Annotated in this window: 26 protein-coding genes and 1 pseudogene; 8 read left to right on the forward strand and 19 right to left on the reverse strand. The window is 66.5% G+C overall.

Going from position 1 to position 24,726, the window contains the following annotated elements; all coding sequences use genetic code 11:
- Window positions 1-2 precede the first annotated feature (2 nt).
- The 6 genes and pseudogenes from G6N57_RS11790 to G6N57_RS11815 form a co-directional block, all read right to left on the reverse strand.
- A pseudogene (locus G6N57_RS11790) lies at window positions 3-413 on the reverse strand (gamma-glutamylcyclotransferase family protein); the annotation flags it as partial.
- The gene (locus G6N57_RS11795; protein ID WP_077740560.1) at window positions 414-1,640 is read right to left on the reverse strand and encodes an Nramp family divalent metal transporter; all 1,227 of its coding nucleotides are present in this window, start codon (window positions 1,638-1,640) and stop codon (window positions 414-416) included.
- A gap of 93 nt (window positions 1,641-1,733) precedes the next feature.
- Window positions 1,734-1,964 (reverse strand): hypothetical protein, encoded by a 231-nt coding sequence (locus G6N57_RS11800; RefSeq protein ID WP_077740561.1) that lies wholly within the window; start codon window positions 1,962-1,964, stop codon window positions 1,734-1,736.
- A 54-nt stretch (window positions 1,965-2,018) separates the two neighbouring features.
- On the reverse strand, window positions 2,019-2,285 hold the full coding sequence (locus tag G6N57_RS11805; protein WP_077740562.1) for a hypothetical protein: 267 nt from the start codon (window positions 2,283-2,285) through the stop codon (window positions 2,019-2,021).
- A gap of 24 nt (window positions 2,286-2,309) precedes the next feature.
- Window positions 2,310-3,386 carry an NAD(P)H-dependent amine dehydrogenase family protein gene (locus tag G6N57_RS11810; RefSeq protein WP_077740563.1) on the reverse strand — a complete coding sequence of 359 codons (1,077 nt, stop codon included), beginning with the start codon at window positions 3,384-3,386 and terminating at the stop codon, window positions 2,310-2,312.
- Window positions 3,387-3,394: 8 nt separating this feature from the next.
- Window positions 3,395-4,186, reverse strand: a complete 792-nt coding sequence (locus G6N57_RS11815; protein WP_077740564.1) for an SDR family oxidoreductase — start codon at window positions 4,184-4,186, stop codon at window positions 3,395-3,397.
- Between the two features lie 185 nt (window positions 4,187-4,371).
- Between G6N57_RS11815 and G6N57_RS11820 the strand changes: the two genes are divergently transcribed.
- Both G6N57_RS11820 and G6N57_RS11825 read left to right on the forward strand, forming a co-directional pair.
- Window positions 4,372-4,848: a glucose-6-phosphate dehydrogenase gene (locus tag G6N57_RS11820; protein WP_077740565.1), complete on the forward strand. Its 477-nt coding sequence runs from the start codon at window positions 4,372-4,374 to the stop codon at window positions 4,846-4,848.
- 173 nt (window positions 4,849-5,021) lie between these two features.
- On the forward strand, window positions 5,022-5,324 hold the full coding sequence (locus G6N57_RS11825) for a hypothetical protein (RefSeq protein ID WP_234815763.1): 303 nt from the start codon (window positions 5,022-5,024) through the stop codon (window positions 5,322-5,324).
- 1 nt (window position 5,325) lies between these two features.
- Here the strand turns inward: G6N57_RS11825 and ku are convergent, their stop codons facing one another.
- A complete protein-coding gene (gene ku / locus G6N57_RS11830; protein ID WP_077740567.1) occupies window positions 5,326-6,204 on the reverse strand; it encodes a non-homologous end joining protein Ku in 879 nt (292 codons plus the stop codon).
- Window positions 6,205-6,214: 10 nt separating this feature from the next.
- Between ku and G6N57_RS11835 the strand changes: the two genes are divergently transcribed.
- Window positions 6,215-6,493, forward strand: a complete 279-nt coding sequence (locus tag G6N57_RS11835) for a hypothetical protein (RefSeq protein WP_133118348.1) — start codon at window positions 6,215-6,217, stop codon at window positions 6,491-6,493.
- A gap of 51 nt (window positions 6,494-6,544) precedes the next feature.
- On the forward strand, window positions 6,545-7,804 hold the full coding sequence (locus tag G6N57_RS11840; RefSeq protein WP_234815764.1) for a hypothetical protein: 1,260 nt from the start codon (window positions 6,545-6,547) through the stop codon (window positions 7,802-7,804).
- 70 nt (window positions 7,805-7,874) lie between these two features.
- On the opposite strand, the gene gjpA is transcribed toward G6N57_RS11840, so the two are convergent.
- Both gjpA and G6N57_RS11850 read right to left on the reverse strand, forming a co-directional pair.
- The gene (gjpA, locus tag G6N57_RS11845) at window positions 7,875-9,314 is read right to left on the reverse strand and encodes an outer membrane porin GjpA (protein WP_077740568.1); all 1,440 of its coding nucleotides are present in this window, start codon (window positions 9,312-9,314) and stop codon (window positions 7,875-7,877) included.
- A 1,019-nt stretch (window positions 9,315-10,333) separates the two neighbouring features.
- Entirely contained in the window at window positions 10,334-10,969 is a 636-nt protein-coding gene (locus tag G6N57_RS11850) for a pyridoxamine 5'-phosphate oxidase family protein (protein WP_077740569.1), read from the reverse strand.
- A 79-nt stretch (window positions 10,970-11,048) separates the two neighbouring features.
- On the opposite strand from G6N57_RS11850, the gene pdxR reads away from it, so the two are divergent.
- Window positions 11,049-12,476 carry a MocR-like pyridoxine biosynthesis transcription factor PdxR gene (pdxR, locus tag G6N57_RS11855; protein ID WP_097926223.1) on the forward strand — a complete coding sequence of 476 codons (1,428 nt, stop codon included), beginning with the start codon at window positions 11,049-11,051 and terminating at the stop codon, window positions 12,474-12,476.
- Here the strand turns inward: pdxR and G6N57_RS11860 are convergent.
- Window positions 12,467-13,387 carry a carbohydrate kinase family protein gene (locus G6N57_RS11860; RefSeq protein ID WP_077742690.1) on the reverse strand — a complete coding sequence of 307 codons (921 nt, stop codon included), beginning with the start codon at window positions 13,385-13,387 and terminating at the stop codon, window positions 12,467-12,469. The genes pdxR and G6N57_RS11860 overlap by 10 nt on opposite strands.
- Before the next feature lie 23 nt (window positions 13,388-13,410).
- Entirely contained in the window at window positions 13,411-14,028 is a 618-nt protein-coding gene (locus G6N57_RS11865) for a cutinase family protein (protein WP_036447787.1), read from the reverse strand.
- Window positions 14,029-14,153: 125 nt separating this feature from the next.
- Between G6N57_RS11865 and G6N57_RS11870 the strand changes: the two genes are divergently transcribed.
- Window positions 14,154-16,430, forward strand: a complete 2,277-nt coding sequence (locus G6N57_RS11870; protein ID WP_077743217.1) for an ATP-dependent DNA ligase — start codon at window positions 14,154-14,156, stop codon at window positions 16,428-16,430.
- On the opposite strand, the gene rnhA is transcribed toward G6N57_RS11870, so the two are convergent.
- From rnhA to G6N57_RS11900, 6 genes are all read right to left on the reverse strand, one after another.
- Entirely contained in the window at window positions 16,419-16,886 is a 468-nt protein-coding gene (gene rnhA / locus G6N57_RS11875; protein ID WP_077743218.1) for a ribonuclease HI, read from the reverse strand. The two genes, G6N57_RS11870 and rnhA, sit on opposite strands and share 12 nt — an antisense overlap.
- Before the next feature lie 66 nt (window positions 16,887-16,952).
- Complete coding sequence (locus G6N57_RS11880; protein ID WP_077742691.1) at window positions 16,953-17,591, reverse strand: VOC family protein; 639 nt, start codon at window positions 17,589-17,591, stop codon at window positions 16,953-16,955.
- 36 nt (window positions 17,592-17,627) lie between these two features.
- Window positions 17,628-19,022, reverse strand: a complete 1,395-nt coding sequence (locus G6N57_RS11885) for an acyl-CoA dehydrogenase family protein (protein ID WP_077742692.1) — start codon at window positions 19,020-19,022, stop codon at window positions 17,628-17,630.
- Between the two features lie 48 nt (window positions 19,023-19,070).
- Window positions 19,071-19,397, reverse strand: a complete 327-nt coding sequence (locus G6N57_RS11890) for a hypothetical protein (RefSeq protein WP_065463007.1) — start codon at window positions 19,395-19,397, stop codon at window positions 19,071-19,073.
- Window positions 19,398-19,566: 169 nt separating this feature from the next.
- The gene (locus G6N57_RS11895) at window positions 19,567-19,860 is read right to left on the reverse strand and encodes a hypothetical protein (RefSeq protein ID WP_036447792.1); all 294 of its coding nucleotides are present in this window, start codon (window positions 19,858-19,860) and stop codon (window positions 19,567-19,569) included.
- Between the two features lie 133 nt (window positions 19,861-19,993).
- Entirely contained in the window at window positions 19,994-20,584 is a 591-nt protein-coding gene (locus tag G6N57_RS11900; protein ID WP_077742693.1) for a TetR/AcrR family transcriptional regulator, read from the reverse strand.
- Window positions 20,585-20,667: 83 nt separating this feature from the next.
- Here G6N57_RS11900 and G6N57_RS11905 point away from each other — a divergent pair, with 83 nt between their 5' ends.
- Window positions 20,668-21,831: an acyl-CoA dehydrogenase family protein gene (locus tag G6N57_RS11905; RefSeq protein WP_077742694.1), complete on the forward strand. Its 1,164-nt coding sequence runs from the start codon at window positions 20,668-20,670 to the stop codon at window positions 21,829-21,831.
- Window positions 21,832-21,892: 61 nt separating this feature from the next.
- Here the strand turns inward: G6N57_RS11905 and G6N57_RS11910 are convergent, their stop codons facing one another.
- Window positions 21,893-22,873: a threonine ammonia-lyase gene (locus G6N57_RS11910; protein WP_077742695.1), complete on the reverse strand. Its 981-nt coding sequence runs from the start codon at window positions 22,871-22,873 to the stop codon at window positions 21,893-21,895.
- A 103-nt stretch (window positions 22,874-22,976) separates the two neighbouring features.
- Here G6N57_RS11910 and G6N57_RS11915 point away from each other — a divergent pair, with 103 nt between their 5' ends.
- Entirely contained in the window at window positions 22,977-23,381 is a 405-nt protein-coding gene (locus tag G6N57_RS11915) for a DUF5709 domain-containing protein (RefSeq protein ID WP_077742696.1), read from the forward strand.
- Here the strand turns inward: G6N57_RS11915 and G6N57_RS11920 are convergent.
- Window positions 23,355-24,590, reverse strand: coding sequence for an MFS transporter (locus G6N57_RS11920; RefSeq protein WP_077742697.1), 1,236 nt, complete (start codon window positions 24,588-24,590; stop codon window positions 23,355-23,357). The two genes, G6N57_RS11915 and G6N57_RS11920, sit on opposite strands and share 27 nt — an antisense overlap.
- Window positions 24,591-24,726: the final 136 nt, after the last annotated feature.

Here is a 24,726-nt window from a genome sequence, read left to right on the forward strand (position 1 = left end):
GCCCAGCGCCGCAGGAATTCCACCCACGGGTGCGGGAGCTCGTGGTGTACCGCACCGGCCAGGATGCGTTCCAGATAGCCCGGACGGGGCGGCCCGGGTTCGACGCGATGGTCGATGTAGACCCAGGCCGGCTCGGGGCCGCCGGCAGTGTGCACGGTCAGCCGGTCCCGGCGATAGCGCACCGGCACTCCCTCGGCGCTGTCGAGTGCGGCCAGGTCGTGATCGGTGACCTGCCACAGAACCCCGTGCACATGGGCTGCGCCGAGCGGTTCGATCGTGGCCACGCCGCGCTGGTTGATCAGCCAGCTGTGACCGTCGAGGCGGGCTGGAGTCGGATCGACCGCGCCCGGACAGCGCCGGGCCATCTGTGTCACGCACAGATTCGAGCCGTAGGCGAAGTACGGGTGAAGCATTCAGCCCGTGACGGTCAGATAGATCAGCACCACGTTGAGCACACTAATCAATCCGGCCACACCCCAGCCGAGTGCCGTGGTGACGCGGTGGTTGACGTCGTCGCCCATCAGCGCCGCGTTACTGGTCAACCGGACCAGCGGGATCAGGGCCAGCGGTATGCCGAACGAGAGCACGACCTGGGACAACACCAGGGCGCGACTGGGGTCGACGCCGATGGCCAGCACGGCCAGCGCCGGGATCAGGGTGACCATCCGGCGCAGCAGCAGTGGGTAGGAGCGACGCAACAGCCCCTGCATGATCATCGCGCCCGCATATGCGCCGACGGAGGTCGAGGCCAGGCCGGAGGCCAGCAGCCCGATGGCGAACAGCAGGGCAACCGTCGGGCCCAGGGTGTCGCGGACCGCGGCGTGGGCGCCCTCGATGGAGTCGGTGTTGTCGCGACCCTGCAGGTTGGTGGCCGCGACCAGCAGCATGGCCAGGTTCACCGCGCCCGCCAGCAGCATCGCGAGCCCGACGTCGTAGCGGGTCACGCGGAGCAGTCGTCGCCGCGCAGGACCGGGCTCGGGGTGGCCGTGCCGATCGCGGGCCAGGCCGGAATGCAGGTAGACCGCGTGTGGCATCACCGTCGCGCCGAGCATCGCGGTGGCCAGCAGCAGGCTTTCGGTGCCCTGGAAGCGGGGGATCAGCCCGGCGGCCACCTCGGCCGCCGGGGGAGTCTCGACGAACAGACTGGTGAGAAAGCCGATCGCGATGATCATCAGCAGGCCGGTGATCACCCGTTCGAATACCTGTTGGCCGCGGCGGTTCTGCACGCTCAGCAGCAGGAGCGATACCGCGCCGGTGATGATGCCGCCGAGCAACAGCGGCAGGTCGAACAAGAGGTGCAGCGCGATCGCCCCGCCCACGACTTCAGCGAGATCGGTTGCGACGGCCACCAATTCGGCCTGGATCCAGTAGGCGATGCGGGTCGGGGTGCGGGTGTGGGCGGCCACGACTTCGGGTAGCGAGCGACCGGTGACCAGCCCGAGCTTGGCCGAGAGGAACTGCACCAGGCCGGCCATCGCGTTGGCCATCACGATCACCCAGACCAGCAGGTAGCCGAATTGCGCACCCGCGCTCACATTGGCGGCGACGTTGCCGGGGTCGACATAGGCGATTGCGGCGACGAATGCCGGCCCGAGCAGCACCCAGCTCGGGGTCACGCGCGCCTTGGTGTCCTCTAACAACGGCCCTACCTTCTATCCGGGTCTGCGAATAGAAAAGTTAGGGTAGCCGAAATCTCCTGGCCAAGCCACGCCGGGGGCGCCCAATGGGGAGTGTCACCACCCGATGCCGATGCCTCCGAAGCCGAATACCGGTCCGTACCAGGGGCCGTAGTTGTTCAGCGCAGGCGGGGAGGTCACGATCTGGGCGCTGCCATTGGTCTGGCACAGCGTGGTGGTCGGTGTCGTGTTGGTGCATTTCGGTGCGGCCGAGCCGGCCGGGGCCGTCAGAATCGCCAGACACGGCACCGCGAGCACTGCAGCCAGACACCGAACCATGTTCGTCATGACCTACTCCGATCCTGGAGTAAGTCTACGTCTGAAAGGGGCTGTCAGCGCTGGTCAGAGCACGAAGAATTCATCGTCCCAGGGGAACATTCCGTAGCTGGGCTGCGGCGGGGTCGAGTCGATCTGCACGTTGCCCTCGCTCGCGCATTCGGTGGTCTGCCCGCCCTCGACCGAACTGCCTCCGGTCACCTCGCACTGGGGAAGCAGGCGAGGCTCGCTCGGGGCGCTGGGTTCGGCCGAGGCCAGCGGGGCCAGGGCGATCGCCGCGGAAGCACCGCCGACCATCAGACAACCGGTCAGCGTGGTGAGGCGAATTTTCATCGCGGCGCTCCTTCCAGCGGGGTTCTATCCGGCAGCGTACAGACCACGACCGGTGATCAAGGGCAGATCGAGTGTGGTCCGGATGCCCGGCTTGGCGTCCACCACCGCCGGGATCGCGTTCACCACCCGTGCCGCCGTCGCCACCAGGCCGGCATGGTTGTGGTCGCCGTTCGGACTGCTCAGGCGCAGGTCGAGCGTGTAGGACGGTTCGCCGGTCACCACCACTCGGTATGAGCCGCCTTCCTGGGCGGGCTGGGGCCACTCGGGACACAGGTCGTCGCGCAACCGCGTCACATGCTCCAGCACCACCGCCGCCTTGCCATCACGCATTCCGCGCACCTCGAACCGCAGGGCGGCGGTGGTGCCGGCCGGGATGTGCCCGGCCGTGATGTCGAAGTCCTCCGGTGCCGGTACCCGGGTGTGCTCCTCGGTAACTTCGTCGAGTTCGATGCCGAGACCGGCGGCCAGTTGCCGCACCACCGAACCCCAGGCCAGGGTCAGCACCCCGGGTTGCAGCAGCATCGGGGTTTCGTCGATCGGCTTGCCGAAGCCCATCACGTCGAACATCACCGCGGCGCTGTTGTAGGTCGCGTAGTCGACGATCTCCATGCACCGGATCTGCTCGATCTGCTGACACGTGCCGGCAAGGGCAAGGGGCAGAAGGTCATTCGCGAAGCCGGGGTCGATGCCGTTGACGAAAATGCTCGCCCCGCCCGCTTCGGCGGCGGTCTCGATGGGCTCGATCAGCTCGGCCGGCAGCACCTGCCACGGGTACTGCAGGAACACCGCGGAGCTGGCCACCACGTTGACGCCGGCCGCCAGGATGCGCCGGTAGTCCTCGAGGGCCTCGGGCAGCCGGTTGTCGGCAAGGGCGGTGTAGACCACGCAGTCCGGCTTGCCGGCCAGGATCGCGTCGAGGTCGTCGGTGGCCAGCACGCCCGTCGAAACATCAAGGCCGGCAAGCTCTCCGGCGTCCTTGCCGGCCTTCGCCGACGAGGACACCCACACACCGGTGAGTTCGTAGTCCGGATTGGTGACGAGCTGCTTGAGCGCATGCTTGCCGACGTTTCCGGTGCCGACCGCGGCTACGCGAATGGTCATTCTTCTCCTCAGAGGTCGGGGATGGGCAGATCGAGATTGGGCATGTTCAGGCCACCGTCGACCTCGAGCACCTTGCCGGTCAGATAGCTACCGGCTGGGGACGCGAGGTATACCGCGGCGGCCGCGATGTCGGCCGGATCACCGAGCCTGCGCAGCGGGGTCGCCTTCTCCATCGGGTCACGCAGCGCTTCGTTGGACGCGACGATGTCGAGCGCCGAAGTCAGGATCGAGCCGGGGGCGATCGCGTTGACGCGGATGCGCGGGCACAGATCCAATGCCGACAGCCGGGTGTAGTGGGCGAGCGCGGCCTTCGCGGTGCCGTACGCGGCGAACCCGCGGCCGGCCAGGCGTCCCACCGTGGAGGTGATGTTGATGATGCTGCCGCCGCCGGAGTGCTCGAGCATCAGCGGCACCGCGGCACTGGTCAGGGCGTGCGCCGTCGACACGTTGAAGGTGAACGCGTCGCGCAGATCTTTGGTGGACGTGTTCAGCAGGGGCGCCGGCATGGTGCCGCCGACGTTGTTGACGACGATGTCTAGTTTCCCGAACGCCTCCACGGCGGCGGCCGCGAGCTCGGCGGTGGCCTCGGGGTGGGCGAGGTCGGCGGCGACGACATGTGCCCGCCGCCCGGTCGCGGCGATCTGGCTTGCCACTTCGTCGAGCTGGGCTTGTGTGCGGGCCGCGATGAGCACGTCGGCACCGGCTTCCGCGAATGCCAGGGCGGTCGCCGCGCCCAGGCCGCGTCCGGCCCCGGTGACGATCGCAACCTTGTCGTCCAATCGGAATCTATCGAGAATCACGTACGCTCCGTTCCCTAGTCGGGCGCCACGCTAGCAGTGCGCGTCGGCCGCCGTGGGCGGTTTCTGAAACACGTTCTAGTTGTCTTGCGGTTCATCCGCGTGTCGTGGGCCCGTCGCCCAAAGCGCCACCGCGGCGGTGGCGGCAGGCGCACAATTGAGGGGTCCGCTCAAGGTGGGGAGCCGCGATGACCCAGCAGCGATACGACTTCTTCGGCGAAGTTTTCGCGCGGTACTTCAGTCCCGGGGTCGACCGCTATCCGTCGACGGCGGGCCCTCTCATTCACCGCCTGCTCGCCTGCACCGATGACCTGCAGGACCGGTTGGCCCAGGCCCGGCTGGCTGCAGAGGTGTGGGGCGAGGAGGAGTTGGGACATCCCGGCCACGTGCACCCGGCGTCGGAGTTGTTCGTCATCACCCAGTGCGGGCTGATGTACGGTGCCCGGTTCGCCGACGCCCACCACGATCTGTATTACCTGGCCACCCCGCACACGATGTTCGACGCGTTCGTCGATCAGATCGAGCACACACCGCTGCGCGTGGGCACGGTCGTCGCAGTCGATCGCCGGTGCAGCCACGACCTCGAAGCCGCTCATCCCATGGACGCGGCGCTGCGCCGGATCCTGGAGGAGCACGAGGCCTTGCGCGTCGACGTGAGCGTTTAGCGCCGCCTCCGAGCACTCATGTTAACGCCAGATTACGGCGGTATTCACTGTGCGTTAACCGGTGTGGATTCGGTATGAGATTGTCCGACAAGGGAATTCGCCGTTTTAGGTTTAGCCCACTTCACCGAAACCGAAAGGACGGGCTGAACCCAGTGAAACGAAACGTGAGAAGCGTGTGCATCGCCGGCGTCGGGTTGTGTGGGCTGGGCACGGCGTTGGCGGCACAGGTGGCCGCCGCCCCCACCGAGTCCACGGCGAGCCAGACAATCAGCGAGCTCGAGGGGCAGGGCTACCGGGTGATCTTGAGCAAGGTGGGCACCAAGGCCATCGACGACTGCACGGTGAGCGCTGTGCGCCAAGGGCGTTCGGTCACGGGGCCGCAGATACCCGTTGGCGCCGCAGGTATCACGTCGTTCAACCCCGGACAGAATCTGCAATACACGACGGTGTACGTGGACCTGGATTGCCGCCGCTGAGCTACTTCTTGGCCGCTGCTTTCTTGGCGGCGGTCTTCTTGGCCGGGGCCTTCTTCGCGGGGGCCTTCTTGGCCGGCTCCTTGGTCGCCCCGCCGCGCGCCTTCACGCTGGCTTCGAGTTTGGCCAGCAAGTCTGACACGTCCTCGGTCTCGTCGAGCTCGGTCGGTTGTTCCTCGACCGAGAAAGCTTCTCCGCCTTCGAGTTTGGCCTGAACCAGCTCGTGCAGCTGTTCCTGGTAGTCGTCGCGGAACTGGTCGGGTTTGAAGTCGTCGGTCATCGACTCGACGACCTGACCGGCCATCTTCAACTCGGCCGGCTTGATCTCGACTTCCTTGTCCAGCACCGGGAAGTCGGGATCGCGGATCTCATCGGGCCACAGCAGCGTGTGGATCACCATGACGTTGCGCTTGCTGAAGTCCTTGACGCGCAACGCCGCGAGCCGCGTCTTGTTGCGCAATGAGAAGTGCACGATGGCCACCCGCTCTGTCTCGGCGAGGGTCTTGGCCAACAACACGTAGGACTTCGACGACTTGGAGTCGGGCTCCAGGAAATAGCTCTTGTCGTACATCAACGGGTCCAGCTGGTCGGCCGGGATGAACTCGACGACCTCGATCTCGCGGCTGCGTTCCTCGGGCAGCGTGGCGATGTCCTCGTCGGTGATCACCACCATCTGGCCGTCGTCGGACTCGAACGCCTTGTTGATGTCGCGGAACTCGACGACCTCGCCACATACCTCGCAGACCCGCTTGTAGCGGATCCGACCGTTGTCCTTGGCGTGGACCTGATGGAACTTGATGTCGTGGTCCTCGGTCGCGCTGTAGACCTTGACCGGCACGTTCACCAGGCCGAAGGCGATCGAACCCTTCCAGATGGATCGCATAAAGGCCAGTATGGCCTACCCGGTCACCCGCAGGGGGCATCGACGTTGCTGGGAAGGTTTTCCCGCCGGCCTGCCGGGGACAGTCCGCTCTCGCTCGGCCGAGGTATTTGACGCCGATAATATTTTCGCTCTTAACATGTCTTCGCCTGCCAACAGTTGGCCAGTATCGGAATTCCGGTTGCTCGACCTGCGTATTTTGAATACATCCGGTTTGCGAGCCGTGATCGGCTGCGGCTTATTTGTGCTGCGGCGCGGGCAAGATGAATTCGTTCAGCTGTTTCTCGGGTAGCTTCTGTTTGCCCGGGCTCCCATCCATCCGCCTTACCCTCAGGGGATCAATATGGAAGCAGTTGCTCGTTCGTATCTGTTGGCAGGCGTCGCGCTTGTCGGTGCAGGCGCCATCGCGGTCGGACCCATTCAGCCGCTGCCACCGGATGTCCAGGTGCCGGCGATGCCATCGTCGGCCGTACCTGTAGAGCTGAATGCCCTGGTCAACCCAATCGAGTTGTGGGCCAACGTCATAAGCAAAACCGTGACCAACGTCGGGGGCATCGCCGAGACGGTGCTCGCCAACCCGGCGCCGATACTGGGCAAGATCGCCGAGAACGGTCTGATCAGTGCCGACGTGTTCGCAACGGTCGCGACCACGTTTGTCAGCGGCTTCGCCACCGGGGTCGGCACCTTGCCTCAGCAGATCCATGACGCCATCCAGTACGGAATCCTGGAAGGCAATATCTACGAGGGTGTTTTGGCGCTCGCGACAGCGTTCCTGTCCCCCGTGTTGAGCGGAGCGCTCGGTGCACTGATGCACCTCCCTGATGTCATCGCGGTGTTGCAGAACCCGTTCGTCAACGCGGCGTCGGTGATCGAGACCGCCGTCAACGGGGGCATCGTCAACGTCGGGTTCCCGTTGTTGATCAACGTGCTGGCGCCGGTCGCGCAGATCGGTCTCACCGGACAGGCGATCTATGACGGGATTCAGGCAGGTGACTTCGAAGCGGTCGCCAACGCTGTCATCAGTTTCCCGTCGGATTTGGTGAACACCGTCCTCAACGGCAATCCCGATATCGGCATCGGCGGCATCCTCGGTTCCGAGGGTGGTCTGGTGCCGGGGCTGCTCGCGTTCCGGCAAGCGATCGCCGACGCCATCCATCCGCCGGTGCTCAGCACTCCGCTGTCACGGACGGTCGCAGATGCGCCCGATCTGAAAGCCGCGTCCGTCACGCTCGACACCGGTGAGATCGCCGGAGCGCAGAGCGGGCCGGCCGACGAGGACTCGGGGTCAACCGGTGTCGCCGCCGACAGCGCCTCCGACGGCGCCAGCGGTGGCGTGGCCGCAGGCGATGGCGTAGCGGCAGACGACGAGACGGCGAAGTCCAACGCGGGCGAGGATGTCGTCAAGACCAGCCCGGTGGTCAAACCCGGCAGGCTCGGTCCCGACGCGAACCGGCAGCACCGCGGCCCTGACGCGGTCAAGTCATTGCGCACTGACGTCCAGAAGTCGGTCAAGAACTTCGGTGACAAAGTGAGCAAGGCATTGGGCGGCAAGCCCAAGGCGGAGAAGAAGGCGGGCGCGGCCAGCGGCGGTGGTGACGAGTAACAATCAGGCGCACGACCGGTGACCCCCTGATCGCGGATCAGGGGGTCACTGCTTCCGCTGTCAGTCGCGGTTACTTGTCACCCTCGACGCTGTGAGCCGCTGCCTTCTTTTCCTTTTTCGGTTTGATGCCGAGCGCCTTCTTGACGTCATCACCGATCTTCTTGGCGGCCCTGCTCGCCTCGCCGCCGAGTGACTTGGCGGCCGTGGCGACACGGGGCGCCGACCCGGTCTCCTTGTCGACGACGAGTGATCTGGGCGTGAACTTGTTGGTGGCGTCGACCACCGACGGCCGGTCGGCTTCGTCCTCGGCTGCGGCGACGGTGGCGGTGACGGCCGGTGCCGCAGCGTCTTCGGCAGGCGCGGCTTCCGTAATCGGCGCTTCGGTTGGTGCGGGTGCCGGCGCATCGAGCGCGAGAGTGGTTGCGTTCACATCAGGTGCTTCCGCGACCGCTGAGAGCGGGGCACTCACCGGTGCGGTGTTCTCCGAACCGGTCGGCAGGGTGGGGAAGCTGATGTGGGTCAGGGGGTTGCCCTCTCCGTCCCAGCCGATCGCGCCCGCGACTATCTGTGACAGGCTCGCCAGCGCCCCGATCGGTCCGACCGGCACACCCGGAGCTTGCAGGGTGAAGGGGAAGCCCAGCGCATTGGTCGTGATCGCAAGATCAAGGGAGCTGAAGACCGAGCCGCCGATGCCGGGTTCGCCTACTTGCGTGCCGAAGGGGATCGTGTTCGCCGTGGTCCCTGGGCTGAGCAGCCCGCCGAAGGCGATCCCCAGTTTGTCGAAGGTGGTGCCTTCCGGCAACACGCCCGCTCCGTTTATCGCCGGCAACAGCGCATCGAGGTTGAGGGTGGCCCCGTTGAAGAACCCGTCGACGACGTTGGCGGGCAGGTTGAGCAGATCCCCGGCCATGATGCTGTTGAGGGCTGCCGCCGCCGGGCTGATCAGCGGTCCGGCAAAACCGATCAGGACACCGCTGAGCGGTGACGCCAGGAAATGGACCAGCGGGGTGACGAACTCAGGTGTCCCCTCCGGCAGGAAACTCGGCAAGAGCGCCACGACGAGCGTATGCACTGGGTCGTTGCTCAGCGCCAAGACCGGGACCAAACCGGGGTCGTTGATGTCGTCGGGCAGGCCCTGCATCGTGGCCCATGAGAACGCCTTCTGCAGGTTGGCACCGATGCGCTCGAAGACGCTGCCGATGTTGGCCGGGTCATTGAGAACATCTCCCATGTACCCGACCTGGTTGACGATGACCTGCTGCAGTGCCGTAGCGGGGGCTTCGAAGGAGAAGTCAGCGAGCTTGGTGGCGTTGCCGGAAGCGGTGTTGAACACCTCGACCCATCGGCTGAGGACATCCGTTGCCGCAGTCAGCCCTACTTCGGCTGCGGCGATCCTGGGGACCTGGATGTCGGGCGGAGCCGGCGGAGCGATGACGGGTGTGACGGCGATGACGCTGGCCCCCACCAGAGCAATCCCGGCGGTGGCATACGGACGAAGTGCTGCGTGCATGTGGGAAACCCCCTGGAAACAGGTCGAGATGCGGTGGAGTCAACGCCCACCAGTTGACTGCGAATGAAACAATGTGAGAATGCGTTTGGGCGGTTGGCCCCCTTCGGTTCTCAGTCGGGGGAAGGGGGCCAACCGGAATCACCGTGAGGAGTAGGCCAGTACCCACCGGTGATTCAGTCAGTGGCGCCGGTGGTCACGCGTTTAAGTGGCGCCGTCGGCGAGCGCGCAATTACGGGCTGGAACGGCTGGAACCGGTACTGGCACAGGGACGAAGTGCCTCATGCATTGACGAACCCCCTCGAGGGTGTGATCTAGGACACGGTGAACATATCCTGAGTAGAACCTGAGCCGTTGCACATTCCGCAAATAGATTATGCGCGTCAATTCTCGGCGAAGAGCCGGAATGCGGTTCTCGGCGGTAGTGGCAGGTCGGTTGGCCGAGGTGGCTGAAACAGCAAACTAGAATCGTTAGTGAAGTCGTTGCGAATGCAATGATAGTGGCCTGCTGGCTGGGCCATTTTTGAATTGCTGAAACAAATAATCACGCATGTGAGCTGTGCTGATAGGCATGGATGAGATAGCCACTGGTTTTCGACGCGCCGAGATGTGGCGCTCTACTCTGCCGTGAACCTGTTCACTCACCCGAAATGGGTGACCCTGGCGTCGCCCGGAATGGGGCGCGATTCATCTGCGTCAACCGGTTGGTTGGCGCAGATGTGGATGGCGTCTGTGTTAGTTGTCAGCTAATTTCCTATTGAAGAAGTGCATTTGAAATTGAACAAATTGATGCGACTGTTCAGTCGGCCGCGGAGGCTGGGCACAGTGGTCTGACCGAGCTATGAATGCAAGTGCGGCTATGAATCGGGCGCTGAGTCCTCGTAGCTTTGCGTGCGAACGTGATTGCCGGGCAATGCTTTTGGTGTACACGCCAGAGGCCGAAGCCGCTGCCGTGGCAACGCCTGGTAGGCGCCGCGCAGCAACGAACTTCGGTCCCGGGCAGCTGATTTGAGTCGGACAGATCAGGTGCGCTCCACCAGTCGGCGCACCGACTTGGGCGCATCGATGTCCGCGCTGACCCAGGGCGCCGGAATCGGATCGCCGGCCACCGTCCGCAGCGGCACTACGCCGGCCCATCCGCCGGAGTCGGCCGCGTCCTCCGGCCGGCCTGGCGGCGCATCGCGAACCTTCACGGTCCAGCCCTCGGGCTCGATCGGCAGTGCTATCGCGAGCGTCGCGGACAGCTCCTTCTTGGTGCTGGGCCGCACCTCCGAGCTGCGGCCGGGAATCAGGGCGTCGCTCATCAGATCCAGTGCGTATGCCGCGTCGGCCGGATCGATGACGGTCAGGTGTCCGCGTACGACGGCCGACCGGTAGTTGGCTGTGGAATCGAAAAGCGTGTCCGCCACCACGATTCCGTCGAGCAGCGTCACGCAGAACGCGGCGGGCGCTCCGGCCGCGACATGTCGCAGCGCGCCCGCGCCGGTCGACCCGTGCAGGATGATCCGGTCACCGTCTCGGGCGTAGAGCATGGGCACCACCCATGGTTGTCCGTCCAGCACTGTCGCCAGTGTGCCCACGGCCGCGGCATCGAGCACCGCATCCAAGTCGTGCCGCTCGGTGCGGGCGCGCTCGCGTTCTCTCCTGATCTGCTTCACAACACGAATTCTGAGGGAATTCCGGCCTACCTAGAAGATCCAGAACTGCGTAAGAGGCCCAGACCACTATTGTGGCCTCATGGCGCGTCACGCACCCGAGCTGCACCTGGCGTTGCAGCTCCCCGCCGATGACTCACCCTTGCGGCAGCGCATCGCGACGGCCGTCATCGAGCAGATCCGGCTTGGCCGGCTCGGTCCCGGTGACGCGCTGCCTTCGACCCGCAGCCTGGCCGCCGAACTCGCAGTGGCCCGCTCGTCCGTGGTCGACGCCTACGACGAGCTCGCCGCGGCCGGCTACACCACGGCTCGGCTCGGATCGGGTACGCGGATCGCCGTCGGCGCCGACACCGCAGCCCACGCGGGGGCGGCCTCGCACGTCACCTCGGGTGGCACCGCGACAGCATTGCCCGCGGCTCCTCGTCCACCGGCGTCGGCCTGGGATCTCACGCCGGGCCACCCTGATCCGGAGCTGATCTCGGCCACTGACTGGCGGCGTGCCTGGCGGGCGGCCGCGGCCTCACCCGTCCCTGCAGCCGCCGCCGGGCCGCACGGGCACGACGCGCTCCGGATCGCGCTGGCCGGACACCTGCGTCGCACTCGCGGGATCGTGGCCGATCCAACCGAATTGATCATCGTGCCCGGTGTGGCCTCGGCGTTGCGTACGGTCACCGTGGCGGCCGGACTGGCCGGACGCAGCATCGCGTTCGAGGAACCGGGTTACGACGAGGCGCGGCGGACTTTCGAGATGTCCGGAGCTCGGATACGTGCAGTGGCCGTCGACGGAGACGGCCTCGATCCGGGATCGCTGCGCGATTCTGACGCAGCCGTGTATTGCACTCCGGCACACCAGTATCCGCTCGGTGCACGGCTGCCGGTAGCGCGTCGTGCGCGTCTGGTGCAGTGGGCCGCCCGCGCCGGCGCACTCCTGATCGAGGATGACTACGACGGAGAGTTCCGCTACGACGTTTCGGCGCTGCCTGCCTTGCGCGGCATCGACGACGGCCGCGCATGCGTGGCCTACATCGGGACGGTGTCGAAGATCCTCACACCCACGCTGCGGGTGGCCTGGTTGCTGCCGCCGCCGGCGCTGCGGGATGCCGTCGCTGACGCGCTGGAGCGCAGCGGTGAATCAGTCTGTGGGGTAACCACTCTCGCGTTGGCCCGGTTCATCGAGTCGGGTGCGTTGACTCGTCACCTGGCCCGGGCCGCACGCACCTACTCGGCGCGGCGGTCGGCGCTCGTCGGTGCACTCCGACGACGGTGCCCGGGCCTGCCATTGGAGGGCGTCGAGGCAGGGTTGCACATGGTCGTGCGGCTGACCGACGGGAGCGACGACGTCGCGATCGCCGCGGCGCTGCGCGATCGGGGTGTCATCGTGTCGCCGCTGTCCACGTACTTCTCCGGTGTTGCCGGCGCCCAGGGCCTGGTGTGTGGCTACGCGCGCCTACCCGAGACTCAGGCCGATACAGTGGCCGAGCTCATCGCGGGAGTGATCGGTCAACCCTGAGCAGCGTCTCGTGCCGCGAGATCCGGCAGGTCGGCACCGGCGCGAGCCACCGTCAACGCCGCCGACAGCGCCGCGGCCTGCAGCACACCTTCGAGGTCCTCGGTACCGATCCGGCCCAGGTCGCGGCGGCGGTCCGCGCCGAGCAACCCCCGCGACCACACGGCATCGAGCAGACCTGCCATGAAGGCGTCGCCCGCTCCGACGGTATCCACCACCTGCACCGGCCGCGCCGGAACCGACACCGTGCCCGCGCGGCATACCGCGAACGCACCCCGCGCACCCGAGGTCACCGTGACGATTGCGGGACCGACCTCCAACCAGGCCCGTGCGATCTGCTCGGGGGAGTGCCTCGGGTCCATCCAGCGCAGGTCGTCCTCGGACACTTTGACGATGTCAGCGCGTTCGACGAGCCGGTCGATGCGCCCACGGGCGATGTCGTCGTCCTGAATCACGTCGGGGCGCACATTCGGATCGAACGTGATGGTGGCCGACATGCGGTAGGCGTCCAGCAGCGCGGCGGTCGCGCGACACCCGGGTTCCAGCACCGTGGCGATCGAGCCGGTATGAACCAGCAGCGGCGTGGCCACCTCTGGCGTGCCGGCCAGCTGCCAGTCGATGTCGAAGGTGTAGTGGGCCGCCCCGGAGGCATCGACGGTCGCCCTTGCCGTCGGTGTTCGACCGGCAGTCGTACTTCCTGAAACCAGTTCTACCCCAGAGTCTTCCAGGTAGGCGACAATGCGCTTGCCGCGGTCGTCCTCGGCGATGTGGGTGAGGAAGTCGACGCCGCGGCCCAGCCGGCCGAGGCCTACGGCCACATTGAGCGGGCTACCGCCGACGTATTCGCCACTGATCACGCCGTCGATCTCGACGACGTCGATCAGCGCCTCGCCGATGACCAGAGCCCGGCTCATGGCTCCATGGTAGGTGGGTTGGGCTAGACCCGTCCGGCGATGAACCCGGCCGCCTGATCTGGATACGGCGGAAGCTCGTAGGCACTGTGCGCGGCGCGGAGGCGCCCGCCCTCGACACAGATCGGGTCGCCCGGGCTGCACAGGTCGATGGCTCGCCCGGCGAATTGCCCGGCGCTCGACAGCGGGGTGCCGAACCGGTTACCGGGATTGCCGAACACCGCGACCGCAGCGACCCGGTCGGCGCTGGGCGGTGGCAACGCGGGGGCCGAGCCGATCGTGCCGATCCGGTCACCGATCGGCGGCACACCGGCCAGCATCGAAACCGCCGCTGCGCCTTGGGAGAATCCGCCCAGCACCACCTGGGTGCCGGGGCATTGGTCGGCCAGCCAGGCGATGTGCCCGGCGGCGTCGTTGGCGCCGTCCGCGGTGGTCAGGAAGTTGAGCCCGGCCGGGTAGTTCACCGCGTACACGCCGAGGCTGCGGGGCGCGATCCGCGGGCCGAGTTGGTCGACCAGCGCCTGGCCCACCCGGCCGATCCCGGGTGGTTCACCCGTGCCGCGGGCGAACACCACCTCGACGTCCGAGCACGGATCGGCTGACGCCGCGGGCGCCGGACCGGTGAAAACCGCCGCTGCGGGCATCGATATGGCTACGGCCCATCGGAAGAGCAAACTGCACGCGCGATTCACTGCCATCCGCCCATGCTCACATGTCGACTGGGTCTGTGTCTCAGATGTGGGTATACGTTTGCGATATGGCGGGCGTCATGGAGCGCTATGAGCGGGTTCGGCTGACGAATCCGGACAAAGTGCTCTATCCCGCCACCGGGACCACGAAAGCCGAGGTCTTCGACTACTACCTGAGCATTGCCGAGGTGATGCTGCCGCACATCGCCGGGCGCCCGGTGACCCGAAAGCGTTGGCCGAATGGGGTCGCCGAGGCATCGTTCTTCGAGAAGCAGTTGGCGTCGTCGGCGCCGGGTTGGCTGGAGCGCGGCACCATCGCGCACAAATCCGGCACCACCACCTACCCGGTCATCAACACCCGCGAGGGCCTGGCCTGGATCGCGCAACAGGCAGCACTCGAAGTGCATGTGCCGCAATGGCGATTCGGCGCCGATGGGAGTCAGGGCCCGGCCACCCGCATCGTGTTCGACCTCGATCCGGGCGAGGGGGTGACCATGCCGCAGTTGTGCGAGGTGGCCCAGGCGGTGCGTGAGCTGATGGGTGACATCGGGCTGACGACGTATCCGCTCACCAGCGGAAGCAAGGGACTGCACCTGTATGTGCCCCTGGCAGAGCCGATCAGCTCCCGCGGTGCCTCGGTGCTGGCGAAGCGGGTGGCCCAACAACTCGAGCAGTCGATGCCCACGCTGGTCACCGCCACCATGACCCGCAGCGTGCGGGCTCAGAAGATCTTTCTGGACTGGAGTCAGAACAGCGGGTCCAAGACCACGATCGCTCCGTACTCGCTGCGCGGGCGGGAGAACCCGACCGTCGCCGCGCCACGGACGTGGGACGAGATTGCCGATCCGGAGCTGCGCCACCTGCGGTTCGACGAAGTGCTGCAACGGGTTTCCGACGACGGTGACCTGCTGTCCGGACTGGATGAGGATGCGCCGCGTCCCGACAAGCTCACCACCTACCGCAGCATGCGCGATGCCGCCAAGACTCCCGAGCCGGTGCCTCAGGAAATTCCGGCAACCGGCAACAACGACCGCTTCGTCATCCAGGAGCATCACGCCAGGCGGCTGCACTATGACCTGCGACTGGAACGCGACGGTGTGCTGGTCAGCTGGGCGGTGCCCAAGAATCTGCCGGAGACCACCGCGGTGAATCACCTTGCCGTGCATACCGAAGACCACCCGATCGAGTACCTGACCTTCCACGGCGCGATTCCCAAGGGGGAGTACGGCGCAGGCCACATGGTCATCTGGGACACCGGCACATACGAGACGGAGAAGTTCCGGGTCACCGACAGCCCCGAGGACCGCAACGGCGAGGTCATCATCACGCTGCACGGCGAGAAGATCGACGGTCGCTACGCCCTGATCCAGACCGAGGGAAAGAACTGGCTGGCGCACCGCATGAAGGACCAGAAGTCGGCCACACCCGAGCCCAAGGACTTCGCGCCGATGCTGGCCACCGAGGGGTCCGTCGAGAGACTCAAGGCAACGCAATGGGCGTTCGAAGGCAAGTGGGACGGCTACCGGCTACTGGTCGAGGCCGAGCACGGCCGGCTGCAATTGCGGTCGCGCCGCGGACGCGATGTCACCGCGGAGTATCCGCAATTGCAGGCGCTGGCAGCCGATCTCGCCGACCACCACGTGGTGCTGGATGGCGAGGTGGTGGCACTCGATGAGCATGGGGTGCCCAGTTTCGGCGAGATGCAGAACCGGGCCCGCTCCACCCGGGTCGAGTTCTGGGCGTTCGACATCCTGTGGCTCGACGGCCGTTCCCTGTTGCGTGCCAAATACTCCGATCGCCGAAAGCTGTTGGACGCGTTGGCCGCCGGTGGAGGACTGATCGTCCCGGAACCGCTGCCCGGGGACGGTCCGGAGGCGATGGTCCACGCCCGCGAGCACAGGTTCGAAGGCGTGGTCGCCAAGAAACGGGATTCGACGTATCAGCCGGGCCGACGGTCGGCGTCCTGGATCAAGGACAAGATCTGGAACACCCAGGAAGCCGTGATCGGCGGCTGGCGCCAAGGCGAGGGCGGGCGCAGCAGCGGCATCGGGGCGCTGCTGCTCGGCGTGCCCGGGCCCGATGGCCTGCAATTCGCCGGCCGCGTCGGCACCGGATTCACCGAGAAGGAACTGGCCAAGCTCAAAGGCATGCTGGCCCCGCTGCACACCGACGACTCGCCCTTCGACAAGCCGTTGCCGAAGCTCGACGCCAAAGGGGTCACGTTCGTGCGACCGGAGCTGGTGGGCGAGGTCCGCTACAGCGAGCGCACCTCGGATCACCGGCTGCGCCAACCCAGTTGGCGCGGTCTGCGGCCGGACAAGACGCCCGATGACGTGGTGTGGGAATCAGGGCACTAGGTCGCGGGAACATTCGACCGCTTCGAGCAGACCCCGCGTCGCCAGTTCGTCGGCCAGTTCGTTGTCGGCGATGCCGGAGTGGCCTTTCACCCAGAACCACTCGACCTGGTGTCGGGAGCAGGCGGCCTGCAGCCGCTGCCACAGGTCGACGTTCTTCACGGGCTGCTTCGCGGCGGTCAGCCAACCGTTGCGTTCCCAACCCAACACCCATTTGGTGATGCCGTTGCGGACGTAGGTGCTGTCGGTGTGAAGGTGCACCACCACTGGTCTGGTGAGCGCCTCGAGCGCCATGATGGGCGCGGTCAGCTCCATCCGGTTGTTGCTCGTGGTCCCCGGATCCCCGCCGTACATCTCGCGAACGCGCTCACGGTGGCGCAGCACCGCACCCCAACCGCCGGGGCCGGGGTTCGGTCGGCAGCCGCCGTCGGTGTGGATGACCACGACGTCGGTGCTCAGGAATTCGGCGTCGGTCATCCGCTGAGGATAGGCAACGGCGCCGGGCGGGCGGCGCCCCGACACACGTCAACGGCCAGGGGTAGCCGAGATCACCGCAGTCGGGACAGACATTCCGAAGTCCTTGTGCCGGACCGTGGTGATGCGGCGGCCCGGCTGGACGGCGTCCTTGACACCGGTGGTGTGGTCGCCGAAGAACGCGGCGCTCGCGTCTACGTCGTCGACGACGTAGGTGATGCCCCACAGCGTCGAGGGCCCGGCACTCGTGGTCTCAGGCGATCCCACGACCTCAAGGATCACCTCGCCCAACCGGAAGAAGACCTGACGGACCCGTCGTCCGCCGAGTTCGGCGTCACGTTCCCGGCGCGGAGCCACGCCGATGGCCGTCAGCGACGAGACTGTGCGGCCCAAGTCGGGGGACAACAGCACGACATGGTCGATGGCGGTGGCGCCGTTGGGATGGGTGGCCGGCTGGGCGGTGGCGGCGGACGATCGGACCGTCGGGACGCCATCGAGATCATCGAACGGCCCCTGCGGTGGCAGGCCTCGCAACGACCACCCGACGATGCCGGTGCCACGGTCGCGCCCGACCAGTCGAATCCGGACATGCCCCACCCGGCAGACGGCACCGGTGTCGACGGTAAACCCCGCTCGTTCCCAGGCGTCCGGTGCGTCAGCGACCTCGAACTCGTCGACGGTGACGGTCATGGACGTCGAATCTATCTGGCTTCGATCTGCCTGCCGTCACCGGCGCGGCGGGCGTAGGACCTTCATCGCCAGGCGCATGACGGGCTCCGGTACGTGGTCTTTCGCGGACAGTGCGGTACCGGCCGCGCGGGTGCGCAGCGGTGTGCCGCGACCGAACCACCGGTTCAACGGCCCACCGGAGGGCTCCAGGTCGACGTGCAGCGGCGGCTTCCCGTCGGCAGCGCCGAGAGCGTTCGCGATGACGATGCGCTGAATCTCGCTGGTGCCCTCGAAGATCGTGTAGAGCTTGGCGTCCCGGTACCACTTCTCGACAGGGTGGTCGGTCACATAACCCCATCCGCCCATCGTCTGGATGGCCCGCTCGGTGGTTCTGACGGCAACCTCGCTGGCGGCGAGCTTCGACATCGACCCCTCGCCGCGCTCGAACGGGACACCGGTGGCGGCCATCCACGACGCCCTCCAGGTGAGCAGCCGAGCGGCATCGATCTGGGTGGCCAGGTCGGCGAGCGGAAACGCGACGCCCTGGTTGTCGATGATCGGGCTGCCGAAGGCGATCCGGCGGTTCGCGTACTCGGTGGCGTATTCCAGTGCCGCCCTGGCGATTCCGAGGGCCTGGGCAGCCACCATCGGCCGGGTCTGTTCGAACGTTCCCAGGGTGGCGGAACCGGAGTGTGCGGCGCCCGCGACCGCCTCGCGGGCTCGGGCCAGCTTCCGTTCGAGTCTCTCGTGACCGCCCAGCAGATTGCCGGCAGGAACCCGGACCCCGTTGAACTTGAGCTCGGCGGTGTGCGAGGCACGACAGCCGAGCTTGTCGAGTTTGCGCACCATTTCCAGCCCTGGCGTGCCGCCTTCCACCACGAACAGGGCCTGGCCCTTGTGGCCGAGGTCTTTGTCGACGACCGCGTTGACGACGTGCACATGGGCGATGCCGCCGTTGCCGATCCACATCTTGTGGCCGTCGATGATCCAGTCCGCGTCGCGCCCCGGACCGCTCCGGGTGGCATACGTGCGGAGATTTCGTACGTCGCTGCCGCCCTCGGGTTCGGAGATCGCCAGTGCGGCGAGCTTGAGGTCGCCCGGGGTTCCGAAGCATTCGGGCGCCCACTGCAGCATCTGCTCCGGCGAGGCGGCCTGACCGATCGCCGACAGCGCCAGCGCCGGCATGACGACGGCCAGGCCGATCCCGGCGCAGCCCCAGAACAGCTCTTCCATGAACATCGGGAGGGACAGCCCCGTGGGGTCACCTATGAGGTCGCGGTAGAACAGCGGACTGTAGAAGCCTTGGGCTGCGGCTTCTTCGAGCACCGGCCAGGGAAACTCCTGCCGCCGGTCGTATTCGGCGGCGACCGGCCGGACGATCTGTTCGGCGAACTCATGCGTACGTCGGGCCAGGTCATGCTGCGCCGCGGTGGGGGTGAGGTCGAATGCCACAGCGAGTGGAGTACCCACTGCGGGAGCTCCCGAACTTCGGGGTGTACCTCAGTCCGGCGATTGGTCGGCGGCCGCGATCCGTTGCCGCGCTTCGGCCGGCGAAATCCGAAGTCTCCTGGCCAGCACGGCGGCCGGGTCGAACCGGGGCGGCGACGCGGTTTGGGTGGCCACCATCCGCCCGAGCAGCCGTTGTTGGGCGGTGGCCAGGCGTCTCTCCCCGGCATCGAGCCGGCTCAGAACCTCGTGGAGCTCCGACCGGGTCAGGGCGTGTACCGACAGCGCGTCGATTTCCTTGCATGCGGCGTTGAGGTGATCGAGAGCCTCACCGACAATCGTCCGCTCGATGTCTCTCTCAGAGACCAGTATCGAACTCATGTTCGGAACCGTACGTCGACCCACCGACAAGTCCGTGGCTTGCTTGGGGTCCGGGACAAAAACAATCGGCCGCACACATTGTGCGGCCGATTGCAGGTACTGATTTTCACCGAACAACTATGTTCGGGTTAGCGCGTCCAACAAATGTGTGCCCTCTTTTATTCCCAACTCAGCACGCGACATCTACATATGCCGTTTTCGAAATCACAGTGGTGTTGATCGAACTGCCACCCCTGGAGTCGTTGGTGGCGATGGTCTGCCCCTGGCGCACGCCGAGCACGGTGCAGTTGGCCAGTGGTGCGGCGCCGGTGCGGTTGACGATGACGTGGTAGCCGCTGGTCTGGAGGCTTTTCACGGTTTGCTCGGCTGATTGTCCGGTCGGGGCGGCGGCGGCGACGCCCCCGAGGAATGCTCCCGCGGCCAGCGCGCCCGCGGCTAGTGTGGCGATGGTATATGACTTCATTTCCCAACCCTCCGTTGCAGGCCGCACCGGAAGTCCCACTACTTCCGGCTACTGCCTAATACGTTTAATTGGGAATCCCGTTCGAAAATTCCAGAATTCTCAGCTGAAATTTCGGAATTTCTCAGGGTGTCGGTCAGCTCTCCTCGACGGCGATTCGCAGCCGCGGTTTGCCTGCCGCGCCGGAGCTGTCCACGCGATCCCACACCGCATCCACCAGCGGTGCCAGCAGCATCTCGCCCATCTGGCGCACCAGAACCGCCACGATCTGGATCGACTCGCGACGTTTGGTCGATGCGCGCCCCGACCTCCGCAGCGCGCTGACCTCCCGTGCGGTCAGGTCCACCAGGGCGCCGAGCAGATGCAGATTCTCACCCGTCGGATCCAGCAGGGCGCGGCGCACGTAATCGACCACCGGCGGGTTCGCCTCCAGCATTCTGCGGACGGCGGCGTCACGGGCGGCGGCGAGTTCGGCAGGCCGGCCGGGATCGGGCACCTCGGCGAGCGCTGCCTCGAAATGGTCCACCACCAACTGGTCGACGGCCTCGCGAAGCCCGGCCTTTGTCTTGTAGTGGTGCTGCACCAGGCCGAGCGTGACGCCGGCTTCGGCGGCGATGGCGCGCAAGGAGATTCGGTCCGGTCCGGACCTCGAATACAGGTCCAGCGCGGCATTGCGAATGCGGGCCTTCGCCGTCAGGTCCTCAGCTGTGGCCCGCGGGTTGACCATGGTGCACTCCTCCGGTACATCTGACTTTGCGACGATACATCTGTACCGTAATCGGTGACTGTGACCAAGATGAGGTAGCAACGATGTCCGAGCTTTTCCCCGACTACCGGGCTTCCTGGGAAACCGATCAGCATCGCGAACTGCGTCGCCACGCGGCGGAGTTCTTCCGCAAGGAGGCCACGCCCCACCAGGAACGCTGGGCGCGCAACCATCAGGTCGACCGCGAGTTCTGGAACAAGCTCGGCGACGCGGGGCTGCTGGGCCTGGACCTGCCGGAGGAGTACGGCGGCGCCGGCGGGGACTTCGGCTTCTCGGCCGTGGTCGCCGAGGAGCTGGCACTGGCGCACGATTCAGCATCGGGTTGGGTGGTGCACTCGCCCATCGTCGCGCACTACATCGACACCTACGCGAACGCCGAACAGAAGCAGCGCTGGATGCCGAAGATCATCAGCGGCGAGGCAGTGCTGGCCATCGCCATGACCGAACCCGGCACCGGTTCGGACCTGCAGGCGGTGCGCACCACGGCGGTGCGAGACGGCGACGACTACGTCATCAACGGATCGAAGACGTTCATCTCCAACGGAACCCATTGTGATCTGCTGGTGATCGTCGCCAAGACCGACCCGGCGCAGGGCGCGGCGGGCATTTCACTGATCGTCGCGGAGACCACCGACGCACTGGCGGGTTTCGAGCGTGGACGGGTGCTGGAGAAGGTCGGCCAGCACGGCCAGGACACCCGTGAATTGTTTTTCTCCGATATGCGGGTTCCGGTGAAGAACCTGCTCGGAGAACAAGAGGGGCTGGGTTTCTACCAGCTGATGGAACAGCTGGCCCGCGAGCGCCTGGCCATCGCGTCCGTGTGTTCGGGCATGGCCGAAGCCGCGGTGCTGGAGGCGATCCGCTACACCAAGGAACGCGAAGCCTTCGGCAAGCCGCTGATCGGCTTCCAGCACAACCGGTTCGCTCTCGCCGAGCTCAAGGCCGAGGTGCTGTCGATCAAGACGACCGTCGACTACTGCGTCCAGTCCTACATCGACGGTCGCAATGACCCGGCCACCGCGTCGATGGCCAAGCTGGTCGCCGCGGACAAGGGCGTGGCCGTGGTCGACCGCTGCGTGCAGTTCTTCGGCGGTTACGGCTACATGATGGAGTACCCCATCGGGCGGGCCTACGCGGCCGCGCGGGTCAACAAGATTTATGGCGGCACAAGCGAAATCATGAAGGAAATCATCAGTCGATCACTGTGAGTTTCCAACTGCAAAGGCGCTCAGGTAGGCGCGACCTCGCGGGTGGCCCCCGGAGCAATCGTCAAGACCTGTGGATGGGGTGCACACCGATCCAGCGGTGGTAGGCGTCCAAGTCGACGTTGCTGCCACACACGATGGTGACCACGTGTCGGCCTGCGAAGCGCTCACGGTCTTCAAGGATCGCGGCGATACCGAGCGCGGCCGAGGGCTCGACGACAAGGCCACCATGGTCGAGAAGCATGCGCATGCCGGCGATGATTGATGCTTCCTGAACGAGGACGGCGTCGTCGGCGACGATGAGGAGGTCGTCCAGGACCGCCGGGATTGGACGCCGACCGGCGACGCCGTCGGCGATGGTGTTGGTTGAGTCGGTGGTGACAACGCGTCGTTGATGCCATGAATGTGTCATTGCCGGTGCACCTTGCGGCTGGACGCAGATCACCTCGACATCGGGCGCGAGTTCCTTGACGACGTGACCCACGCCAGTCGCCATCGCGCCGCCGCCCAAGGCGAGTAGCACGACGTCGAATGACCCAGGGTTTTCCACCAGTTCCAAACCGATGGTCGCTGCGCCCTCGCAGGTCTCGATGTCCAAACTGTCTTCGAGCAGGCGGATGCGGTGATTGACGGCGATGTCCGCCGCCCGCTCGCGGGCCATCTCGTGATCACCGTCTACGAGCTCCAACTTGGCCTCAAGTGCGCGGATGCGATCGAGTTTGACCCTGGGTGCAAACCGGGAGGCCACCACGGTGACATCTAGTCCGCGGCTGCTGCCCGACCACGCGAGAGCTTGGCCGAGGTTGCCCGCGCTGGCGCACACCACGGCGTGTGGTCCGTTCTGGACAAGCAGGGTCGCGACCACCTCGGTACCGCGAGCCTTGAAGCTGCGGACGGGGTTGGCGGTTTCGAGCTTGATGCTCACTGAGCAGCCCAGAGCGGGCTCGAGCGCATCGCAGCGATAAAGCGGCGTGTCGAGGAAGAGCGGATCGATGACATGGCGAAGCGCTCGGATTCGTGCTGTGTCGAGCCGGGTCCGCTGCACCTACAGAACGGTAACGTTCCCGGCGCGGACCAGGGCGGCGCGGCGGCTTCGGCCATCCACAAGTTCTGATCATTGCTCCGCGACCTGTGGCTATCGTTGAAACATGAGTAGTGACGGGTACAGCGTCGATGAGGACGACCAGTTGACTCAGGAGGACGCCCTCATCGATCGGGGCGTCGACGACTTGCTCGACGAGGGGTATTCACCGCCGGACCGCTGGCGCGAGCCTCGGGACCACGAGACCCTCGATGAGCTGCTGGCCGAGGAAGAGCCTGATCCCGCGATGCAGCTCGACGACTCCGCGTATCCCGACGAGCAGGCCGGCGACGACGAGGTCGGGGATTTTCGCTCGGGTCGGCTGGTGGCCCCCAATGCGGGCTTCGGTGCCGACGAGGAGGCCGAGCTGCTCGGCACCGACGTCGGCATCGACGGCGGCGCGGCCTCCGCCGAGGAAGCCGCGGTCCACATCATCCCGCCGTCATCACCGGATGGCGGTCCGTCGTTCTAACGCCACCGACACGGTGAACACCACCAACCCGCCGACGGCCAGGATTGCCCCGGCCGCGGCCGGGGCGGTGTAACCGAGCCCGGCCGCGATCACCAGGCCGCCCACCCAGGCGCCCGTGGCATTGCCGATGTTGAGCGCGGAGTGGTTGAGCGCGGCGGCCAGCGTCTGGGCGTCGCGGGCGACATCCATCAACCGGGTCTGCAACGCAGGTCCGACGGCGGAGCCGGCCACGCCTACGCCGAACAGCAGCGGCAGCGCGGTCCACGGGCTGTGCGATCCCAGCGAGAACGCTGCCAGCAGCACCGCCAGCGAGCCCAGGGACAGGTACAGCGCGCGGATCACCGAGGTGTCGGCCAACCGGCCGCCGACCAGGTTGCCGACGACCATGCCCAGGCCGAACACCATGAGCGCGACGGGGACCATCGACCGGGGCAGGCCGGTCACATCGGTCATCGTGGTGCTGATGTAGGTGTACACCGCGAACATGCCGCCGAAGCCGATCATGCCGACCAGCACCGCCAGCCACACCTGGGGCCGGCGCAGCGCGCCGAGTTCGGTGAGCGGACTGGTGACGTGCATGGTCCGCAGATGCGTGGGCAGCCACAGCCACTGCGCGGCCAAGGTGACCAGCCCGACGCCGACCACCAGGCCGAATGCGCTGCGCCACCCGAGGGCCTGGCCGAGCCAGGAGGCCAGCGGCACGCCCAACACCGTCGCGACGGTCAGACCGCAGAGCACGTAGGCCACGGCCTTGGCCCGGTTCTGCGGACCCATCAGGTGGGCAGCGGCCAGCGCGGCAATCCCGAAGAACGCGCCGTGCGGCAGGCCGGTGACGAAGCGGGCGATCACCAGGGTCAGGTAGGTCGGCGCCAGCATGCTGGCCAGGTTGCCGAGGGTGAAGACCGCCATCAGCGTGAGCAGCAGGGCCTTGCGGGGCCAGCGTGCGGTGAGCGCGGCGATGACGGGTGCGCCGATCACCACACCCAGTGCGTAGGCGGAGATGACGTGACCCGCGGTGGGCTCGCTGATGCCGAAGCCGGTCGCGATGTCGGGCAGCAAGCCCATCGCGACGAATTCGGTGGTGCCGATGCCGAAGCCGCCGAGGGCCAGGGCGAACACCGCGAGCAGGCGCACGGCCGGGTCGGGTGCGACAACGGCACGCGACGGCGGGCCGTCCATCGTGGTGGGACGTTCGAGGGAGGTCGTCATTTGCAGGCTTTCCGAGGGTTCACTGATTGGAGCTCTCGGACAGCGTTGGCGAGAACGGCCGGTGCAACGCTAACGGCGCGGCCGCTGTTCCCTCAAATTCATTGTTCGATGCGCGCCGCTTTCCACGCCTGGGCTG

Origin of the sequence: Mycolicibacterium boenickei (assembly GCF_010731295.1) — a bacterium.
Taxonomy (GTDB): Bacteria; Actinomycetota; Actinomycetes; order Mycobacteriales; family Mycobacteriaceae; genus Mycobacterium; species Mycobacterium boenickei.

Excerpts from the sequence above, each read along its gene's own strand:
- G6N57_RS11810 (WP_077740563.1), bottom strand. The coding sequence starts at position 3,386 with ATGACCATTCGCGTAGCCGCGGTCGGCACCGGAAACGTCGGCAAGCAT.
- G6N57_RS11920 (WP_077742697.1), bottom strand. The coding sequence starts at position 24,590 with ATGACGACCTCCCTCGAACGTCCCACCACGATGGACGGCCCGCCGTCG.
- G6N57_RS11865 (WP_036447787.1), bottom strand. The coding sequence starts at position 14,028 with ATGCCCGCAGCGGCGGTTTTCACCGGTCCGGCGCCCGCGGCGTCAGCC.
- G6N57_RS11835 (WP_133118348.1), top strand. The coding sequence starts at position 6,215 with ATGGCCTACCCGGTCACCCGCAGGGGGCATCGACGTTGCTGGGAAGGT.
- gjpA (WP_077740568.1), bottom strand. The coding sequence starts at position 9,314 with ATGCACGCAGCACTTCGTCCGTATGCCACCGCCGGGATTGCTCTGGTG.
- G6N57_RS11800 (WP_077740561.1), bottom strand. The coding sequence starts at position 1,964 with ATGACGAACATGGTTCGGTGTCTGGCTGCAGTGCTCGCGGTGCCGTGT.
- G6N57_RS11805 (WP_077740562.1), bottom strand. The coding sequence starts at position 2,285 with ATGAAAATTCGCCTCACCACGCTGACCGGTTGTCTGATGGTCGGCGGT.
- G6N57_RS11820 (WP_077740565.1), top strand. The coding sequence starts at position 4,372 with ATGACCCAGCAGCGATACGACTTCTTCGGCGAAGTTTTCGCGCGGTAC.
- ku (WP_077740567.1), bottom strand. The coding sequence starts at position 6,204 with ATGCGATCCATCTGGAAGGGTTCGATCGCCTTCGGCCTGGTGAACGTG.
- G6N57_RS11870 (WP_077743217.1), top strand. The coding sequence starts at position 14,154 with ATGGAGCGCTATGAGCGGGTTCGGCTGACGAATCCGGACAAAGTGCTC.
- G6N57_RS11915 (WP_077742696.1), top strand. The coding sequence starts at position 22,977 with ATGAGTAGTGACGGGTACAGCGTCGATGAGGACGACCAGTTGACTCAG.
- G6N57_RS11880 (WP_077742691.1), bottom strand. The coding sequence starts at position 17,591 with ATGACCGTCACCGTCGACGAGTTCGAGGTCGCTGACGCACCGGACGCC.
- G6N57_RS11860 (WP_077742690.1), bottom strand. The coding sequence starts at position 13,387 with ATGAGCCGGGCTCTGGTCATCGGCGAGGCGCTGATCGACGTCGTCGAG.
- G6N57_RS11890 (WP_065463007.1), bottom strand. The coding sequence starts at position 19,397 with ATGAGTTCGATACTGGTCTCTGAGAGAGACATCGAGCGGACGATTGTC.
- pdxR (WP_097926223.1), top strand. The coding sequence starts at position 11,049 with ATGGCGCGTCACGCACCCGAGCTGCACCTGGCGTTGCAGCTCCCCGCC.
- G6N57_RS11895 (WP_036447792.1), bottom strand. The coding sequence starts at position 19,860 with ATGAAGTCATATACCATCGCCACACTAGCCGCGGGCGCGCTGGCCGCG.
- G6N57_RS11905 (WP_077742694.1), top strand. The coding sequence starts at position 20,668 with ATGTCCGAGCTTTTCCCCGACTACCGGGCTTCCTGGGAAACCGATCAG.
- G6N57_RS11900 (WP_077742693.1), bottom strand. The coding sequence starts at position 20,584 with ATGGTCAACCCGCGGGCCACAGCTGAGGACCTGACGGCGAAGGCCCGC.
- G6N57_RS11840 (WP_234815764.1), top strand. The coding sequence starts at position 6,545 with ATGGAAGCAGTTGCTCGTTCGTATCTGTTGGCAGGCGTCGCGCTTGTC.